Below are 17,455 nucleotides of genomic sequence, written 5' to 3' on the forward strand. Positions count from 1 at the left end.
GAGGCAGGCTGGAAGGGCGAAGAGACACCCGGCCCGGCCGCACCCGCCGCCCGGCCCGCCGGACCGGCCGAGGAGACGGAGCCCGCGATGACCGACATGAGCGAACGGTCCGAGGTGAGCACCGACCGCGACGAGGACATCCGCGCCGCGGACCCCGAGGAGGGCATCACCTCGATGCAGAACCTGCACGCACAGGACACCTCGCAGGCGGAGGGCGACACCGTGCCGGACGCACCCGGCCGGCTCGACTGACCGTCCACCGTACCGACTCGACCGCCCGGTGGGACCGGGCGGTCGCCGCGACCGCAGGTGTCGCTGCCCTGGTGGCGAATCACCGGCGGGGGAGGATAGGCGCATGACCGAACACGACCAAGGCCATCGGCAGGCCCGACCGCCCGCAGACCCGCGCGCGTCGTGGGCGACCTGGACCACCCAATCCATCATCAGCGGCCCCGGCGGTGTCACCACCGCCGAGGTCGGCCCGATCTCCGGCGACCTCACCGTGCACACCACCTGGGTGGACGGCGAGGCGCGGCTGACCGTCCAGTACACCGGCGCGCTGGACTGGTACACGGTGTCCGGCAGTCCGGTGCCGGCCCCCGACGAGATCACCGCGCGGGCCATCCACCAGGCGATGGTGAACGGCGTGAAAACGGGCAGGGGTGCCAGCGCCCCGCCGCCGCTGACGACCTAGGCTCCGGGCGGTGCCGGGGCAGCCGGTCCTACGGGGCCTCGTCCTCCGGCACCGCCCCGTCCGCCACCGCCGTTCCGCCCTTCCCCGTCGACTCGCCCTTCACCACCGTTCCCCGCTTCCCCACCGTCTCGCCCTTCACCACCGGCGCGGCCGTGGTCCAGTAGGTCCAGCTCGCCGGCCGGCGCTCGCGCAGGTCCGCCCGGATCTCGTCGGCGAGCCGGCGGGTCTCGCGGCGGTTCATGGTGGCGCCGATGCCCGCGCCGACCAGCAGCGGGGTCACCGAGGGCAGGTGGCGCAGCGAGCTGCGGGTCAGTCGGCGGCGCACCTGCTGGCGCACCTCCGCGCCGATCGCCAGCGCGGCGAAGCCCGCCGGGCGCACCAGCAGCGTCGCGTCGATCCCGCGACGGTTGGCCCACGCGCCCAGGTAGGCGCCGGCGCGCTGGGTCACGGTGCCCTGCGCCGGGACGCCGTAGACCTCGTGCAGCTCGGCGATCAGCTTGATCTCCACGGCCGCCACCGCGATCGTCTCGGCTGCGATCTCGACCGGCATCGCGGGCGGCACCGGCATCATCGCCGCCGCACCGACGCCCGCGCCGAGCGCGCCGGAGGCCCGGACGGCGCCGGTGACCAGCAGGTCGGCCAGCTGCTCCGGGAAGCCCGCGCCCGGGTGCTGCGCCCGCAGGGCGGCCAGGTCGCGCACCGGGATCCGCGGCGCGGCCCGCACCAGCTGCTCGGTGAGGGCCCGGCCGCCGTACGCGGCGCCCCTGGCCGCGCCCTTGGCGGCCCGGCCGCCGCTGCCGAGCAGCCGGGCGGTGTGCGCGACCACGGCCCGGCCGCGCCCGCGCTGCCCGGCCTCGTACGCGGCGGCCGGCCCCTCGTCGACGGGCTGCTCGGCCTCCTCGACCAGTTCGGCGAGCTGTTCGCCCAGGTCCGGCTCGGGGGTCGGCGGCGAGCGCCGCGGTCTGCGGAAGACTGCCATGCGGATCACGTACCCGCCCGGGCCGGGCGCTACGCGGTGATCTGCACGCCGCGCCAGAACGCCACCCGGCCGCGCACGTGCTCCGCCTCCGGCTTCGGGTCGGTGTAGAACCAGGCCGCGTCGGGGTTGGTCCGCCCGTCCACCTCGACGGTCCAGTAGCCGGCGGTGCCCTTCCAGCCGCACACCGTGGTGGTCCCGGAGGGCCGCAGGTACTCGGTGCGGACCGATTCGGCCGGGAAGTAGTGGTTGCCCTCGACGACGACGGTGTCCGCGCTCTCGGCGATCACGACGCCCTGCCAACTCGCTGTGGTCATGCGGTGATTGTGCCCCACGGACGATCACCCCGACCGGCGGTCCGGGGAATCGGGAAACCGGGAAACCGGGCGGTCGGGCGGTCGGGCCGGCGCCGGGTCGGCGCAGCGGGCGGGCGGCGCAGCGGGCGGGCGGGACGGAGGGCGGCCAGGGCAGCGGGCGGTCAGGGCAGCGGGTGGGCGTGGACCGGCAGGTGCGGGCTCTGGTGGCCGCCGCTGGCGAGCATCCGGACCTCGCCGGAGTCACTGATCTCGGCGCGGACGATGCCGCTGTCGTCCTCGTACACCGGGTGGCCGCCCGGGCCGGTCGCGCTGGTGCGGGTGACCACGACGACGTCCTGCGGGGCCTGGGTACCGGGGTTGCCGGGAAAGGTGAGGGCATAACGCTGGGCGGGGTTCATCACCGGTTCCTGCTCCCTGTCGGCGGGTGTCGCGGGCCGCCGTCGGCGTCCGCTGCGGGCCGCACCGGGCCCGTCACCCGGCTGCGGCCTCGGCGGCCCGGGCGTGCGAGCCGCGGACCTCCAGCTCGCCGAGCAGCCGGGCGGTGGCCTCCGCCACCGCGTCCACGGCCCGGTCGAAGGCCTCCCGGTTGTGCGCCGCCGGGGCGCGGAACCCGGACACCTTGCGGACGTACTGCAGCGCGGCGGCCCGGAAGTCGTCCTCGTCGGCGTCGGGCGTCACGGGCGGTCGCAGCGTCTTGATGTTGCGGCACATGCCCCCAGTCTCGCGCGCGCGGGCCGTACTGGCGACCCCCTATCGTCACGCACTCCTCACGGGGGCGTCATCCGGCAGGATTAGGATGCCGGGCGAACGAATTCGTCCGCCGCGCGCTCCCCGGTCGTCGGCATCACCCCGGAGTCACCGCCTTGCCTCTCGCGCTGCTCGCGCTGGCCGTCACCGCGTTCGCCATCGGCACCACCGAGTTCGCCGCCATGGGGCTGCTCCCCCAGGTCGCCGACGACCTCCACGTCTCCATCCCGCAGGCGGGCTGGCTGATCTCCGCGTACGCGCTGGGCGTCGTGATCGGCGCGCCGCTGCTCACGGTGGCGGCCTCCGGGCGGCCCCGCAAGGCGGTCCTGGTGGCACTGGCCGGGCTGTTCGCGACCGGCAACCTGCTGTGCGCGCTGGCACCGGACTTCTGGACGCTGGCCGCCGCGCGACTGGTCACCGGGCTGCCGCACGGTGCCTTCTTCGGGGCGGGCGCGGTCGCCGCGGCCGAGCTGGTCGCGCCCGACCGGCGGGCCCGGGCGGTGGCCGTGATGTTCTCCGGGCTGACCGTCGCCAACATCGTCGGTGTCCCGGCCGCGACCCTGCTCGGGCAGCACCTGGGCTGGCGGGCGACCATGCTGGTGGTCGTGCTGATCGCCGCCGCCGGGACGCTCGCCATCGCCCGGCTGGTGCCCGAGCTGCCCGCCCCCGCCCAGTCCGGGCTGCGGCACGAGCTGCGGGCCTTCCGCAGCGGGCAGCTGTGGCTGGCCCTGGCCACGGTGGTGTTCGGCTGCGGCGGCTTCTTCGCCTGCTACAGCTACATCGCGCCGCTGCTCACCGAGGTCTCCGGGTACGCCACCGGCTCGGTCACCCTGGTGCTGGCGCTGTTCGGGGTCGGGATGACGATCGGCAACGTGCTCGGCGGGTTCGCCGCCGACCGGGCCCTGCGGCCGACCGTCTGCGCGGCCTTCGTGCTGCTCTCCGCCACCCTGGCGCTGTTCGCGGTGACCGCCCACGCCCGGTGGCCGGCGGCCGTGACGGTGGTGCTGATCGGGCTGTTCGGCTTCGCGATCGTGCCGGCGGTGCAGACCCTGGTGCTGCAGAAGGCCCGCAGCGCGCCGACGCTGGCCTCCGCGACCGTGCAGGGCGCCTTCAACCTGGCCAACGCCCAGGGCGCCTACTTCGGCGGGCTGGCGCTGGACGCCGGACTCGGCTGGACCTCGCCGACCCTGGTGGGCGCGGGCCTGGCCGCCTCGGGCGCGCTGGTCGCGGTGCTCGCCTGGGCGGCCGACCGCCGGCGGCCCGCATCTGTGGCCGCGGAGCCGGCCGCCCCTGCGCCGGCCCCTGCCGCGGTGACCGGGGTCTAGGGTCCGTGGTCGACCCTCCGTCGTCCGCCCGGACGGCCGGGGTCCGAGGACCGGGAGCTACCGAGGGCCGGAGCTGTCGAGGACCGGGAGCTACCGCCTCTCGATGTCCCGGTGGGCGTCGGCGAGCAGCCGGTAGCCCTCGCCGTTGGCCTCGATGCCGCTCCGCTCCTCCTCGCTCAGCTCCCGACGGACCTTCGCCGGGACGCCCGCGACCAGCGAGCCGGGCGGGACCACCATGCCCTGCGGGACGACCGCGCCGGCCGCGACCAGCGAGCCGGTGCCGATCCGGGCGCCGTTCAGCACCGTGGCGTTCATGCCCACCAGGACGTCGTCCTCGACCGCGCAACCGTGCAGCACCGCGTTGTGGCCGACCGAGATCCGCTCGCCGACCACCAGGGGGAAGCCGGGGTCGGCGTGCAGGGTGCAGTTGTCCTGGATGTTGCTCCCCGCGCCGACGCTGATCGACTCGGCGTCGCCGCGCAGCACCGCGCCGTACCAGATGCTCGCGCCCGCGCCGACCGTCACGTCCCCGATCACGACGGCGTTCGGCGCGACGAAGGCGTCCGGGTCGACGGCGGGCGCCTTGCCCCCGACTGCGGCGATCAGCGGCTCTGCCATGTCTCGTCCTCCTGGTGACGGTGGGCCGTGGTGTCGCCGGTCAGCGTAGGGGGTCGGTCACCACAGCGTGCGGGCGAGGTCGGGCAGGGGTGCGGGGGCGGGCACGGGGGCGGAGGTGGGTGCGGGGGCGGCGGGCTGGGGTCCGCACAGCGCGGTCGTGGTCACCTCGTCCCAGGCGGCGACGGCGGCGGCCGGGTCCGGCGTGTCGTCGATGGTGGTGCTCCCGGCGTACTGCCGCCTGCCGGCCGCCGATCCGACCACCATCGTGACGTAGCCGGGGAAACCGCCGGAGTGGGCCCCAGAGGGTGCCGCAGGGGTGTCGACCCGCTGCAGGCCGAGACCGTAGGACCGGCCGTCGCCGTGGGTGGTGGTCTGCTCCATGGCGGCGAGTTCGGCCGGGCGCAGCAGGCGTCCGCCGAACAGGGCCGCAAGGAGGGTGGCCAGGTCGGCGGTGGTGGAGATGCCGGCGCCGGACGACCCCACCATGGAGGGGTTGAGCAGGGTGACGTCGGCCGGGCCGGTGTCCGCCTTGTCGTAGCCGTGGGCGTGGGGGCCGGGGACGACGGGCGAGTCGCCGGGCATCGAGGTGCCGGTGAGGCCGAGCGGCGGATGATCCTGCGGGTCGCCTCCTCGTTCCGGCTGCGGCCGGTGAGCTTCTCGATGATCATGCCGACCAGGACGTGGTCGGGGTTGGAGTACTGCCAGTCGATGCCGGGCGGGAAGGCCGACGGGTACCGGTGGGCGATGTCGACCAGGTCCCGGAGGGCGTAGTGCCGGTAGCGGCCGCCGGAGAGCCACTCCGGGCGGCGGTGGTCGAAGGCCGGGTCCTGGGTGCAGTCGGCGACGCCGCTGGTGTGGTCGAGCAGCTGCCGGACGGCGACCGCGGTGCTGTTCGGCACGATGCCCGGCAGCCGGCACTCCAGCCGGTCGTGGAGGACCCGTCGGTGGTCAGGAGGTACACGGAACGGCGCCAGACGCTGTACGACCACAACTTCACCGCCGGTGGGCCGTCCGTCGGCGCCCTACGCCCGCTGCGCGGGCCGGACGGGCCGGAGCCGGTCGAGGACGGCGAGGCAGAAGGCTTCTGACACCTGACTCGCGGTCATCCCGTCACTTCCGCAGCACCACCTGGTTGCGGCCGGGTCCGCATGCCCCAGCGGGCAAGAGACGGACCGACAGCGCCCAGTGCCGCGAAGAACACCGCCAGCAGCAGCCAGCCTGTCGTGCCGAGGCCGAGTACCACCGTGGTGAGGATCGCGGGGGCGAGAGCCTGGCCCGTGCTGAAGCCGAGACCGAAGACACCTTGGTACTGGCCCTGTGCGTGGTCGGGGGCAAGACCGAAGCCCAGGGCGAAGGCCGCCGATGACTCCCAAACCTCTCCCAGACTGTGGACGAAGATCGCGGCCAGGACCAGTCCCGCCGCCGCCCAGACAGGGGTGTGCGCCGCCAGTGCCATCATCGGGCAGCTGACGAGGAAGAGCAGCCCCGCCGTGCGAAACGCCAGGCCGCCATCGTGCGGGGTCTCGATACGCGACCCGATCCTGGTCTGCATCAGCACACAGAACAGGGAGTTGACGGCGAACAGCGCGGCCACCGTCCAGCGCGGCGCCTCGGTGTGCTGGGAGATCCAGATCGGCAGGAGTAGTGAGACCACCGGGTACTGCAGTCCCATGGCCCCGTAGAGGGCGGTGAACGCGAGGAAGGGACGATCCGCGAGGACGGGCCAGCGCCGCTGTTGCGGTGGTGCTGCCAGTACCGGATAGCGGGGCAGCAGGAGCAGAAGCACCGCACACAGGGCGAAGCTCGCCGCGTTGCCGAGGATCAGCGTGACATAGGCGCCGCGGGTGTTCGCGGCCAGCGCCAGCCCCGCACCCACCGTTCCCAGGATGACGCCCAGGTTGACGAACGTGCGCAGCTTGGCACGGAACCGGGCCGGGCGCTCACCCCCGACCCGGACCACCAGCGCGCCCCACGCCGCCCCACCAGCAGCTGCGGCGATCTGGTCGACCGTCGCGATGATCGTGAGCGCGGCCCAGCTCTCGACGAGGACGAGGGCCGCCATCGATACGGCCTGGACCGCGAGGGCCGACATCATGATCGTGCGAGCCCCTCGCCGATCTGCGAGATGCCCGCCCGGTATCCCCGCGCACAGACCGATCACTCCGGCGATGGTGAGCGCGGCACCGACCTGCACCGCAGGCAGGCCCACGACCAAGGTGAAGTAGAGCGCTGACGCCGCGTTGAACAGACCGTTGCCGACTCGGTTGACGAAACTGGCGGCGACCAGCACGCGCTCCGGCCTACTGTCCCCCGCCATCCGGCCTATTCGACCCGCTAAGTTGCCCTTGATCATGGATGGCACGCTAACAGCGGTCGCTGATCCAGCGGAAGAAGCACCAAGATCCGGCCGTGGGCGTCGCCGCAGCCGGCGGCGACGACGGCGGTGCGCAGCGCAGGGCGGCGGCGCCCGGGTGTCGGAGCGGTCCCGACGGCGGTCGGGGCGGCGGTGATGCCCGCCTCCCTGTCCGGGGTGCGGGATCGGTCAACCAGGCTTCGGAACCGTGTTTCTGACGCCGCCTCAGACATTCGGGCGGCCGCCGTCGCTCCACAGGACGGTGTCCGACCCGGAACGACCCCGGAGCCGTACCCCGAGACGGTTCGGGGTACGGCTCCGGGACGGGCGGCGCCGGTCGGGCGCGCGAGCGGTCCGCCGGGTGGGACGGGTCAGGCGGGCGGGACGGGTCAGGCGACCGGGGCGTGCTTGCGCAGGACCTCGATGAAGGCCCGCAGCCACGCCGGGTGGTCGGGCCAGGCGCGCGCCGAGACGACCAGGCCGTCGACGACGGCCTCGCCCTCGACGAACTCGCCGCCCGCGGCCTTGATGTCCGGGGCCAGCGCCGGGTAGGCCGAGGTGCGGCGGCCGTCCAGGACCCCGGCGGCGGCGGTGATCAGCGGGCCGTGGCAGATCTGCGCGACGGGCTTGTCCCCGGTGAAGAAGTGCCGCGCGATCCGCTGCACGTCCGGGTCGTTGCGCAGGTACTCGGGGGCGCGGCCGCCGGGGATGACCAGGGCCGCGTAGTCGGCCGGGTCGACGTCGGCGAGGGCGATGTCGGCGGGCCAGGTGTAGCCGGGCTTCTCGGTGTACGTGTCGTAGCCCTCGACGAAGTCGTGCACCACGAACTGCAGGCGCTTCTTGGTCGGGGCCGCGATGTCGACCTGGTAGCCCTCCTCGCGCAGCCGCTGGTAGGGGTAGAACACCTCCAGTGATTCGGCGGCGTCCCCGGTGACGAGCAGGATCTTCGGTGTCATCGTCGACATCCCTCCATGTGATCGGGCCTCAGTTTCCGTACGGGGCACCGACAGTGGCGCCCTTCCGGGCCCGGTCCAAAAATTGCGCACCCGTCACGTCGTTGGCAACGGGGCGCACCGGGCGTACGGCGGCGCATACGGAGGCTCGCGCGCCGGTTGCGGGGAGTGCGCGCCGGGTGACCCGCCCGGCTTCGGCACCCCGCGCCCCGGGTCCTAGACTCCTGCTGCCCACGACCCGCACGCCACCGCCTTCTCCGGAGGAACCCATGCCGGACCGCACCACCTACCTCGTCCTTCCCGGCTACGGGAACTCGGGCCCCGAGCACTGGCAGACCCGCTGGGAGGCCGCCTCGGAGACGTTCCGCCGGGTCGAGCAGGCGGACTGGGACCACCCGGAGCAGGCGGACTGGGTCGCCCGGGTGGACGCGGCGGTCGCGGAGGCCGCCGCCGCGGGCCCGGTGGTGCTGGTCGCCCACAGCCTCGGCTGCGTGACGGCGGCCCGCTGGGTGGCCACCGCGCCCGCCGCGCGGACCGCGGCCGTCCGGGGCGCGCTGCTGGTCGCCCCCGCCGACATCGACACCGCGGAGGTGCCGGAACTGGTCGGCTTCCGGCCGGTGGCGCTGGAGCCCTTCCCCTTCCCGGCCGTGGTGGTCTCCTCCACCGACGACCCGTGGGTGTCCCCCGGGCGGGCCCGCGCGTTCGCCGAGGCCTGGGGCGCCCGGTACGTCGAGCCGGGCGCGTACGGGCACCTCAACTCCGACTCCGGACTGGGCGACTGGCCGGAGGGCCGCGAGCTGCTCGCCGAACTCTGACACCGTGAACGGGGGGACGATGGACAAGCGGACGTCCCGGACCAGGCGCGTCCTGGTCCGGCTGTTGGCGGCCGGCGGGGTGGCCGCCGTACTGCTGTACACCGAGGGGCAGTGGGAGAGCCGCTCGGGCGGCCGGATGCTGGTCGCCGACCTGCTCAACCGGCCCGAACTGCTGCTCGGCGCGGCGCTGACCGCGCTGATCGCGGCCGCCTGGCTGGGCGACCTGCGGGCCGCCGCCCTGCGGACGGCCACCCGGTCGGTCACGGTCACCGCCGGGGTGGTGTTCCTACTCGGCGCGCTGGCCGCGCACAAGGTGTCGGCGGCCGAGACCCGCAGCCGGGAGGCCGCCCCTGCGGGGGCGGAGCGGGCGCTGGTGGTGGTGCACCGCTCGTACCCCGCCGGGCCGACGCCGGGCGAGCACTGGCAGGTGCTCCTGGAGTCCGGCGACGGCTGGGAGGCGCGGCGCTGGGCGCTGGCCGACATCGGCGGGGGCCCGGACGACGCCCGGCTGGTGGAGGCGAGTTGGACCGGTCGGGAACAGATCACCGTGGTGACCGACTCCTACCGGCGGGTGTTCAACCTCGACCAGGACAGCGGCGAGCCGGTCGAGGCGAGATAGGCCGGTCGGGACTGCCGGGACGACCGTGCCGACCGGGGCGCACGCGGTGACCGGGGCGCACGCGGTGACCGCGGCGACCGCGGTGACCGGCTCGGGTCACCCCAGCCCCAGGGCGTGGGCGGCGAGCACCAGCAGCACGGCGTTGCCGGCCGCGCCCAGCGCGGTCGCGGAGAGGAAGCGGGCGGCGGTGCCGTCCGGGTACGGGTTGAGGGTCATCGCGAGCAGGAAGCCCGGCGTCGTCCAGATCACCGCCGTCCACTGCGCCACGGCGGCGGTGGCGCCCGTCCCGGCGCGCGACTCACGGGCGGCAGCCAGGCCGACCACCAGGTAGCCGGCCAGGTAGCCGGCCGAGGGGCAGAGGACGGCGGGGACGCCGAGGATGCTGTGCGGCATGGCGCCATCGTCCGCCGACGCGGCGCGGCCCCGCATGAGTACGGGTACTCATGCGGGGCCGGTCGGGAGCGGGCCCGGCCGCCGGTCGGAGCGGCCGGGTCTCGGCTACTGGCCCTCGGGGTCCGCCGGGGTGGACGGCGCGGAGCGGCCGGTCGGGCCGGTGCCGCGCGGCTTGCCCTGGTTCCCGTTGTTCCCGTTGTTGCCGTTGTTCCCGTTGTTGCCCTGGTTGCCGTTGTTCCCCGGGCTGCCCGTGGCGGGGGCGCCGGTGCAGCTGGCCGAACCCGCCGAGCCGCCGGCGGTGGGGCAGTTGGGGTCGCGCTTGGGCGGGTCCGGGATGTAGACGGTGGTGAACTCCTTCTCCGGCATGCTCCGGACCGCGTCGCTCATCGCCTTCTGCCAGATCGGCCCCGGTCCGGTCGCCCCGAACACCTCGGCCTGGTACTTGCCGCCGATCCGGATGTTGCGCATCGGCACCTTGGTGCCCGGGCTGCCCAGCCAGACCGAGCCCGCCAGGTTGCCCGTGTAACCGGTGAACCAGGCCGACTTCTTCTCGTCCGTGGTGCCCGTCTTGCCGGCGATCTGGCGACCGTCGTCCAGGCCGAGGTCGCGCGCGGTGCCGCCCTTCTCGGTCACCCCGAGCAGCACGCTGTTGATCACGTCGGCGGTGTCCTCGGACATCGCCTGGCTGCACTGCGCGCCCGGCACCGGCACGTCCTTGCCGTCGACCGTGGTGATCCGGTTGATCGCCATCGGTGCGCAGTAGCTGCCCCGGGCGGCGAAGGTCGCGTAGACGTTGGCCATGGTCAGCGGGCTGACCTCCTGGGTGCCGAGGCCGAGGGCGGGCACCTCCTGCAGCGGCGAGCCGTCCGCCTTGCCCGCCACGCCCAGCTTGTTGGCCATCTGCTTGACCGCGCAGAGCCCGATCTCCTGCTCCATCTGCACGAAGTAGGTGTTCACCGACAGCGCCATGGCCTGCTTGAGCTCGTACGGGCCCTTCTCGGACTCGGACTCGTTGGGGATCGTCCCCTCCTTCTTGCCCTTGCTGAGGTTCTTCCAGGTGCCGTCGCAGGTCTTCATCGTCGGCCAGTCCATCCGGTTCGGCGCGTCGTACCGCTGGGTCGACGACAGGCCGGCCTCCAGGGCCGCGGCGGCCACGATCGGCTTGAAGTTGGAGCCGGGCTGGAAACCGACGCCGCCGCCCATCGCCGCGTCCACGTTGTAGTTGACGACCGTCTCGTTCTTCTCCTTGGCCAGGCCGTACGGGCGGGTCTGCGCCATCGCCAGGATCTTGCCCGTACCGGGCTCGACCATCGTCATCGCGGCCGAGACCGGGTCGGTGACGTACACCTTGGTGGAGACGGCGTTCTGGGCGGCGGCCTGCTTCTGCGGGTCCAGCGTGGTGTAGATGTTCAGACCGCCGGTGTCCCACAGCGTCTTGCGCTCGGCCGCGCTCTTGCCGTACGCCGGGTCCTGCTTGACCACGTGGCGCACGTAGTCGCAGAAGAAGCCCATCCCGGCCTGGGCGGTGATGCAACCGTTCTGCGGGTCCTTGTAGTTCAGGCCCAGCGGCGCGGCCTTGGCCTCCTTGGCCTGGTCCGCCGTGACGTGCTTGTTCTCCACCATCTTGTCGATGACGGTGTCACGGCGCCGCTGCGCAGCCACCGGGTGCAGCTTCGGGTCGTACTGGGACGGGTTCTGCACCAGCCCGGCGAGCATCGCCGCCTCGGGCAGGGTCAGGTCCTTCGCGTCCTTGCTGAAGTAGCGCTGCGCGGCGGCCTGGATGCCGTACGCCTGGTGGCCGTAGAAGGTGATGTTCAGGTAGTTGGTGAGGATCTGGTCCTTGGACAGGTCCTCCTCCAGCTTGATGGCGTACCGGAGTTCCTGGATCTTGCGGCCGAGCGTCTTGCGCTGCGCCTCGCGCACCGCCTCCGGATCGTCCCCGGCCTTCTCCACGTTGACGTTCTTCACGTACTGCTGGGTCAGCGTGGAGGCGCCCTGGACGGTGGCGCCGCTCTCGGCGTTCTTGGTGACGGCCCGCAGGACGCCCTTGAGGTCGACCGCGCCGTGCTCGTAGAAGCGGGCGTCCTCGATGTCCACCTGCGCCTGGCGGATCAGCGGGGACATCTGGTCGGCGGTGAGGACGGTCCGGTCGCGCTCGTAGACCTTGGCGATCAGGCCCCCGTTGGCGTCGAAGATCTGGGTGGCCTGGGTGAGCGGCGGGGTCTTGAAGTCGTCGGGGATGTTCTGGAAGCCCTCGGCGCCGTTCTTCGCCCCGAGTCCCACCGCGCCGGCCGCCGGGAGGACCAGGCCGGCCAGCAGCACGCCGCCGAGGACGCTGGCACCGAGGAAGGTGGCCGCGTGGCCCAGGAATCCGAGCGGGGTCTCACGGCGCCTCGGGCGCGGGACCCAGGTGTCGCCCGGGTCCTGGGTGGGTATGCGACGGCGGCTCTTCGGTGACATAGTTCGAACATTAAGGCCGTGAAGACGCCTTGTGGGCGGGGTGTCGGCGAAGGATTGTCACAAAATCGCGACAGCTTCGACTCATTCGCGAGAGTCGAACGGACGTGCACGCAGGAACAAGGACCGTTCGTCCACGGCCCGTTGGCCCTGCGCCCCGTCCGCGCAGCTCGGCCGCACCCGGCAACTCCCCGGCCCGCACCCGGCCTTCCGGTGCCGGGTGTTCGACCGGCCCCCGCTCACCCCGCCGGGCAGAAGACGTCCCCGGCCGGACGGCGGCCGCTCACCAGGTAGTCCGTCACCACCGCGTCACCGCAGGCGTTCCCGTTCGCCACGTACACATCGTGGCCGCCGGAGTCCACCGTGACCATCCGGGCCCGGTCCCCCAGCGCGGCGCGCAGCTTGAGCGCGCCGCGGTACGGGGTCGCCGGGTCACGCAGGTTCTGGGCCAGCAGGACGTTCGCCGGGCCGCGGTCGGTCACCTTCACCGGCGACTCGGCGGGCGCGAACGGCCAGAAGGCGCAGGGCGTCACGTTCGTCGGCATGCCGGCGGTGAGCGGACGGGCGGCGCGCTCGGCCGCGACGTCCTTGACGTACGCGGCCGGATCGGTGGGCCAGCTGACGTCGTTGCACAGGGTGCCGACCGAGACGGCGATCGAGTTCTGCACCGCCTGCACCGCCTGCTCGGGCAGGGGGGCCGGCGCGGGCAGCGGACGGCGGCCGAGGCCGGCCAGCATCAGCCGGGCCAGGCCCGGGAACTTGGCGTCCGCGTACAGGCTCTGCAGCATGGCCTCGCGCAGCACGTTGCCGTTCAGCTCGGCCGGATCGGCGCCGGGCCAGGGCAGCGGCTCCCGGTCCAGGCGGGCGGCGAGGTCCAGGAAGAGCGGGCGGACCTCCTCGGGGGTGTCCGCGACCCGGTCCGGGTTGTCGGGCGAGGCGGCCCACTTGGCGAAGTCCGGGAAGCGGTCCTCGGCGCCCTGGCCGTAGGCGGCGAGCCAGCCGCGCTCCACCCGGGTCGGGTCCGGGTCGTCGTTGCTGTCCAGCACGATCCGGTCGGTCCGCTGGGGGAACATGGTGGCGTAGACGGCGCCCGCGTAGGTGCCGTACGAGGTGCCCCAGGCGGAGATCCGGCGCTCGCCGAGGGCCGCGCGGATGCTGTCGATGTCACGGGCCTCGTTCGCGGTCGAGATGCTGCGCAGCACCGGGCCGCCGTCGCGGGCGCAGGTCTCGGCGACCCGGCGCGCGTAGGCGACGTTCCCGTCGATCGATCCGTCGGCGGCGGGCCAGGAGTGCAGTTTGACCATCGAGAGGTCGGCGCGGTCCAGGCCGCAGCTGACCGGGGTGGAGCGGCCGACTCCGCGCGGGTCGAAGCCGACCAGGTCGAAGCGGTCCAGGACGGACTGCGGGAGGCGCTTGGCCGCGTTGGTCGGGACGTTCAGGCCGGAGCCGCCCGGCCCTCCGGGGACGGTCAGCAGGACGCCGTGGCGCAGATCCGGTCGGGCGGCGGGGATGCGGGACACCGCGAGGGTGATCTGCTCGCCGTGCGGATCGCGGTAGTCCAGGGGGACGGTGACGGTGGCGCACTGCTGACGCGGGTCGACCTGGCCCTGGCAGGTGGTCCAGGCGGGGCGGCCCTTCCCGGTGTTCCGGGCGTCGGCGGCGGCGGGCAGGGCGGTCAGCCCGGTGACGGCCAGGGCGGCGGCCGCGGCGGCGGCCGCCGTGACGGTGACCGTGCCCTTCGAGCTCTTCGAACTCCTGGTGTTCTTCGCGTTCTTCGAGCTCGGCGTGTTCTTCGGGCTCGGCGTGTTCGGCGTGTTCTTCGGCATGCCCAAGAGTCTGCTGGGACCGGGCGCCCGGACCCATCCGGCAAGCAGGCCGGTCGGGGGTGGGGAAATCCCCCGGCCGCCGGGTGGAGGCCGCAACCGGGTGCGGCCTCCTGCGGTCGGTCGGGGTGAGGGGGGTGGTGCCGTGCGCTCCGGAGGGGGCGTCAGAGACCGAGCAGGGCCGGGTCGGAGGCGAGGGCGCGCAGCGGTTCGCGCGGGTCGGCGACCAGCTTGCGCTCGGCCAGGTCGAGGATGCCGCCGACGCCGGTGATCTCGGCGGCCAGCACGCCGTCCCCGCGGACCAGCCGCTGCACCACCTGGAAGGTCTTGCCGTCCCGCCAGGCGAACGAGCAGCTCACGTCCACCGGGTCACCCGCGCGCAGTTCCCGCAGGTACTTGATCGTGGTCTCCAGGACGACCGGGCCGACGCCCTTGGCGACCAGGTCGGCCTGGCGGATCCCGGCCGCCTGCAGGTACTCCCAGCGGGCGTGCTCGGCGTACTGGAGGTACACCGCCTGGTTGAGGTGCCCCTGGGTGTCGGTCTCGTACCCGCGGACGGTGATGCGGGTGGTGAAGTCCTGATCGGTCATGTCCCGCACGCTACTCCGGGCGGCGGGTCGCCACCTCGTGTCCTCCGTCACCCCGGCCCCGGTCACCCGGTCAGCGTCGCCAGCACCTGCAGCAGGGCGTCCGGGCGCCGGTCGACGGGCAGGTGCTCGACCGGGTGGAAGGCGCAGCCGAGCACCGTCGCGCCGCCGTCGCAGGTCCGGTCGTCGCCGACCATCAGCACGTCGGCCGGGGCCAGCCCGAGCCGGGCGCAGGCGGTCTCGAAGATCGCCGGGTCCGGCTTCTGGGCGCCCACCTCGTAGGAGAGGACGTAGCTGTCGACCAGTTCGTCCAGCCCGTGGGCGCGGAAGACCGGACGCAGGTCCCAGCCGATGTTGCTCACCACGGCGACCGGGACGCCCCGCCGGCGCAGCTCGTGCAGCACGGGGGCGGTGTCCGGGTACGGGCGCCAACTCGCGGGCGCCAGATGGCTCTCGTACAGGGCGTCCACGTCGAGGCCGGCGGGTGGCGCGGCGGCGCGGGTCAGCGCGGTGTACGCGCTGCGGTGCAGCTCGGGGGTCAGGTCCCGGGTGTCCCAGGCCTCCTGGACCTCCGGCGGGATCCGGTGCGGCGGGACGCCCCCGGGCAGTGCGCCGAACTCCTCCAGTCGGGCCACCAGTTCGGCCTGTTCCGGGGCGGACAGGCCAGGGCCGGCGGCCGCGGTGAAGGCCGCGAGCCACTCGGCGGTGGAGACGACTCGGAAGAGCGTTCCGGAGAAATCGAACATCACGCCTTTGGTCATGGCGTCGAGCCTAACCGCGCGATCCCCCGGCGGGGGAACTGCTGTACGACGGGGGACGGCCGCACGGCGGGCGAGGGGCCACGGCCGTACAGCGGGCTCAGCGGAGGGTGAGGATGCGCGGGCCGTCCTCGGTGACGGCGACGGTGTGTTCGATGTGGGTGGCGCGCGAGCCGTCCGTGGTGCGCAGGGTCCAGCCGTCCGGGTCGGTGTCGTAGTCGTCCCTGCCTCCGGCGATGAGCATCGGTTCGATGGCCAGCACCAGGCCGGGGCGCAGCGGGTAACCCCGGCCCGGGCGGCCGACGTTGGGCAGGTGCGGGTCCTCGTGCATCCGGCGGCCGATGCCGTGCCCGCCGAAGCCCTCCGGTGTCCCGTAGCGTCCGGCGCGGACGACGCGGGCGATGGCGTGGGAGATGTCCCCGATCCGGTTGCCGACCACGGCGGCGGCGATGCCGGCGTCCAGGGCGCGCTGGTTGGCGTCGATCAGTGCGGTGTCCTCGGGACGGGCGGTGCCGACGGTGAAGCTCACGGCGGCGTCACCGGCCCAGCCGTCCAGCACCGCGCCGCAGTCGATGCTGACCAGGTCGCCGTCGCGCAGCCGGTAGCCGTTCGGGATGCCGTGCACGACGGCGTCGTTCACGGAGGCGCAGATGACGGCGGGGAACGGGACCGGCGCGAACGACGGGCGGTAGCCGAGGAACGGCGAGCTCGCTCCGGCCGCGTCCAGCACGCCCCGCGCGACCTCGTCCAGCTCGGTCAGGCTGACGCCGACCGCCGCCGCCTCCCGCACGGCGGCGAGCGCGTCCGCCACCACCCGCCCTGCTTCGCGCATCGCTTCGAGGGCGGCGTCCGACTTGAGTTCGACCATGGTGACCACTCCCCTGGATCCAATTCTTATACCGGTATTTGTATCACGGTCGATCGCGGGCGACGGCCACCCGGCCGCACCGCGGGAGAGCCCACGACGGGGGCACCGCGACAGCCGCAGGCCGCCTGCCTGGGAATACCTGGCGCCGGGACGGTCCGTGATCCGCTAGTGTTCGGCGGCGCAATCCGATGATCTGACCATGAGGAACCCACGTGACGACCCCGCCGACCGCCCCCGTCGACGAGACCCCCCAGCCCGCCCAGCCGGCCACCCAGGAGCCCTGGGGCGCCGGAGTCCCCGCCCCGGACCAGCCCTCGCGGCTGCGCCGCAACCTCCGCCGGGTGGGCGGACCGCTCCTCCTGGTCGCGTTGATCAGCGCCGGTCTGCTCGTCGCCGGCCAGATGAGCAAGTCCGAGCCGGAGGCGGCACAGGTCGGCAGCTGCGTGCACGACCTCGGCAACGGGACCAAGCCGAAGATGGAGCTCGTCGACTGCTCCAAGCCCACCGCGGACTACAAGGTCACCAAGGTCGTCCACGACGGCGAGGCCAAGCACGCCTGTGACACGGAGCCGGACGAGGTCTTCGGCTCCTACAGCGAGGAGCGCCGGAGCAGCATCGTCATCCTCTGCCTCGCCCTGAACCCCGCGCGGCCGGGCGGCCCGGCCGACCTCCCGAGCTGGCCCGCGCTCTAGGCGCGTCCGGGACGAACCCCGGCACGGGCCCGCACTGCGGGGCGGGCCCGTGCGGGACTATGCTCGACGCCATGGTGAGGACTCCGCTGACCCCGTGGGAGCGCGAGCGCGGGGAGCGCTTCGGAGCGCTGCTGCGCGAGGCGCGTGGCGGGCGCAGCATGGTCGAGGTGGCGGCGGTGGCCGGCGTCTCCGCCGAGACGCTGCGCAAGATCGAGACGGGCCGCGCCCCGACGCCGTCCTTCTTCACCATCGCGGCGCTGGCCTTCGCGCTCGGCCTGTCCCTCGACGAACTCGCCTCCGCCTGCGCACCGTCCGAGGACGGCGAGCACGGCGCGGCGCTCACGGCGTGAACGGGCGAGGGGCCCCCCCCCCCCCGGCGGGCGGCGGGGGGGGCGGGGGCCCCCCCCCGACGTCTCGAAGGGTGGGGGCGCGGCAGCCCCACCACACAGGGATCACGACA

At 73.8% G+C, this 17,455-nt stretch carries 21 protein-coding genes and 1 pseudogene; 8 read left to right on the forward strand and 14 right to left on the reverse strand.

The annotated features are described in order from the left end of the window. Positions 1–87 precede the first annotated feature (87 nt). Both ACFV0O_RS30535 and ACFV0O_RS30540 read left to right on the forward strand, forming a co-directional pair. Complete coding sequence (locus ACFV0O_RS30535; RefSeq protein WP_380346927.1) at positions 88–252, forward strand: hypothetical protein; 165 nt, start codon at positions 88–90, stop codon at positions 250–252. A 103-nt stretch (positions 253–355) separates the two neighbouring features. After that, a complete protein-coding gene (locus tag ACFV0O_RS30540; protein WP_380346929.1) occupies positions 356–694 on the forward strand; it encodes a hypothetical protein in 339 nt (112 codons plus the stop codon). A 28-nt stretch (positions 695–722) separates the two neighbouring features. Here the strand turns inward: ACFV0O_RS30540 and ACFV0O_RS30545 are convergent, their stop codons facing one another. The 4 genes from ACFV0O_RS30545 to ACFV0O_RS30560 all read right to left on the reverse strand — a co-directional run bounded on the left by ACFV0O_RS30545 (position 723) and on the right by ACFV0O_RS30560 (position 2,698). Beyond that, a complete protein-coding gene (locus tag ACFV0O_RS30545) occupies positions 723–1,673 on the reverse strand; it encodes a hypothetical protein (RefSeq protein ID WP_380346931.1) in 951 nt (316 codons plus the stop codon). A 29-nt stretch (positions 1,674–1,702) separates the two neighbouring features. Further along, complete coding sequence (locus tag ACFV0O_RS30550) at positions 1,703–1,987, reverse strand: DUF427 domain-containing protein (protein ID WP_380346933.1); 285 nt, start codon at positions 1,985–1,987, stop codon at positions 1,703–1,705. A 161-nt stretch (positions 1,988–2,148) separates the two neighbouring features. Then, on the reverse strand, positions 2,149–2,385 hold the full coding sequence (locus ACFV0O_RS30555) for a DUF6296 family protein (protein WP_360255646.1): 237 nt from the start codon (positions 2,383–2,385) through the stop codon (positions 2,149–2,151). A 73-nt stretch (positions 2,386–2,458) separates the two neighbouring features. Beyond that, on the reverse strand, positions 2,459–2,698 hold the full coding sequence (locus ACFV0O_RS30560) for a DUF2277 domain-containing protein (RefSeq protein WP_360255648.1): 240 nt from the start codon (positions 2,696–2,698) through the stop codon (positions 2,459–2,461). A 152-nt stretch (positions 2,699–2,850) separates the two neighbouring features. On the opposite strand from ACFV0O_RS30560, the gene ACFV0O_RS30565 reads away from it, so the two are divergent. Next, positions 2,851–4,059: an MFS transporter gene (locus ACFV0O_RS30565; protein WP_380346934.1), complete on the forward strand. Its 1,209-nt coding sequence runs from the start codon at positions 2,851–2,853 to the stop codon at positions 4,057–4,059. 90 nt (positions 4,060–4,149) lie between these two features. Here the strand turns inward: ACFV0O_RS30565 and ACFV0O_RS30570 are convergent, their stop codons facing one another. Further along, on the reverse strand, positions 4,150–4,677 hold the full coding sequence (locus ACFV0O_RS30570) for a gamma carbonic anhydrase family protein (protein WP_380346935.1): 528 nt from the start codon (positions 4,675–4,677) through the stop codon (positions 4,150–4,152). A 57-nt stretch (positions 4,678–4,734) separates the two neighbouring features. Continuing rightward, positions 4,735–5,576 (reverse strand): annotated as a pseudogene (locus ACFV0O_RS30575) (serine hydrolase domain-containing protein). Here ACFV0O_RS30575 and ACFV0O_RS30580 point away from each other — a divergent pair. Further along, on the forward strand, positions 5,532–5,765 hold the full coding sequence (locus ACFV0O_RS30580) for a hypothetical protein (protein ID WP_380346962.1): 234 nt from the start codon (positions 5,532–5,534) through the stop codon (positions 5,763–5,765). The pseudogene ACFV0O_RS30575 and the gene ACFV0O_RS30580 sit on opposite strands and share 45 nt — an antisense overlap. A gap of 14 nt (positions 5,766–5,779) precedes the next feature. On the opposite strand, the gene ACFV0O_RS30585 is transcribed toward ACFV0O_RS30580, so the two are convergent. Both ACFV0O_RS30585 and ACFV0O_RS30590 read right to left on the reverse strand, forming a co-directional pair. Then, on the reverse strand, positions 5,780–7,030 hold the full coding sequence (locus ACFV0O_RS30585; RefSeq protein ID WP_380346936.1) for an MFS transporter: 1,251 nt from the start codon (positions 7,028–7,030) through the stop codon (positions 5,780–5,782). Between the two features lie 389 nt (positions 7,031–7,419). Continuing rightward, positions 7,420–7,986, reverse strand: a complete 567-nt coding sequence (locus tag ACFV0O_RS30590; RefSeq protein WP_380346938.1) for a DJ-1/PfpI family protein — start codon at positions 7,984–7,986, stop codon at positions 7,420–7,422. 266 nt (positions 7,987–8,252) lie between these two features. Between ACFV0O_RS30590 and ACFV0O_RS30595 the strand changes: the two genes are divergently transcribed. Further along, the gene (locus tag ACFV0O_RS30595; RefSeq protein WP_380346939.1) at positions 8,253–8,798 is read left to right on the forward strand and encodes an RBBP9/YdeN family alpha/beta hydrolase; all 546 of its coding nucleotides are present in this window, start codon (positions 8,253–8,255) and stop codon (positions 8,796–8,798) included. A 19-nt stretch (positions 8,799–8,817) separates the two neighbouring features. Beyond that, entirely contained in the window at positions 8,818–9,417 is a 600-nt protein-coding gene (locus ACFV0O_RS30600; protein ID WP_360266399.1) for a hypothetical protein, read from the forward strand. A gap of 96 nt (positions 9,418–9,513) precedes the next feature. Here ACFV0O_RS30600 and ACFV0O_RS30605 read toward each other — a convergent pair whose 3' ends face one another. The 6 genes from ACFV0O_RS30605 to map all read right to left on the reverse strand — a co-directional run bounded on the left by ACFV0O_RS30605 (position 9,514) and on the right by map (position 16,303). Beyond that, on the reverse strand, positions 9,514–9,810 hold the full coding sequence (locus ACFV0O_RS30605) for a hypothetical protein (RefSeq protein ID WP_380346941.1): 297 nt from the start codon (positions 9,808–9,810) through the stop codon (positions 9,514–9,516). 105 nt (positions 9,811–9,915) lie between these two features. Beyond that, complete coding sequence (locus tag ACFV0O_RS30610) at positions 9,916–12,270, reverse strand: transglycosylase domain-containing protein (protein ID WP_380346943.1); 2,355 nt, start codon at positions 12,268–12,270, stop codon at positions 9,916–9,918. 236 nt (positions 12,271–12,506) lie between these two features. Next, entirely contained in the window at positions 12,507–14,093 is a 1,587-nt protein-coding gene (locus tag ACFV0O_RS30615) for an alpha/beta hydrolase (RefSeq protein ID WP_380346944.1), read from the reverse strand. 161 nt (positions 14,094–14,254) lie between these two features. Next, positions 14,255–14,680, reverse strand: coding sequence for an acyl-CoA thioesterase (locus ACFV0O_RS30620; protein ID WP_360266410.1), 426 nt, complete (start codon positions 14,678–14,680; stop codon positions 14,255–14,257). Between the two features lie 62 nt (positions 14,681–14,742). Next, complete coding sequence (locus ACFV0O_RS30625) at positions 14,743–15,438, reverse strand: HAD family hydrolase (protein WP_380346945.1); 696 nt, start codon at positions 15,436–15,438, stop codon at positions 14,743–14,745. Positions 15,439–15,535: 97 nt separating this feature from the next. After that, the gene (gene map, locus ACFV0O_RS30630) at positions 15,536–16,303 is read right to left on the reverse strand and encodes a type I methionyl aminopeptidase (RefSeq protein ID WP_360266415.1); all 768 of its coding nucleotides are present in this window, start codon (positions 16,301–16,303) and stop codon (positions 15,536–15,538) included. A gap of 212 nt (positions 16,304–16,515) precedes the next feature. Here map and ACFV0O_RS30635 point away from each other — a divergent pair, with 212 nt between their 5' ends. Continuing rightward, a complete protein-coding gene (locus tag ACFV0O_RS30635; RefSeq protein ID WP_380346946.1) occupies positions 16,516–16,995 on the forward strand; it encodes a hypothetical protein in 480 nt (159 codons plus the stop codon). A gap of 71 nt (positions 16,996–17,066) precedes the next feature. Further along, positions 17,067–17,345, forward strand: coding sequence for a helix-turn-helix transcriptional regulator (locus ACFV0O_RS30640; protein WP_360266421.1), 279 nt, complete (start codon positions 17,067–17,069; stop codon positions 17,343–17,345). The last annotated feature ends 110 nt before the right edge of the window (positions 17,346–17,455 follow it).

Source organism: Kitasatospora sp. NPDC059577, assembly GCF_042735475.1.
Taxonomy (GTDB): domain Bacteria; phylum Actinomycetota; class Actinomycetes; order Streptomycetales; family Streptomycetaceae; genus Kitasatospora.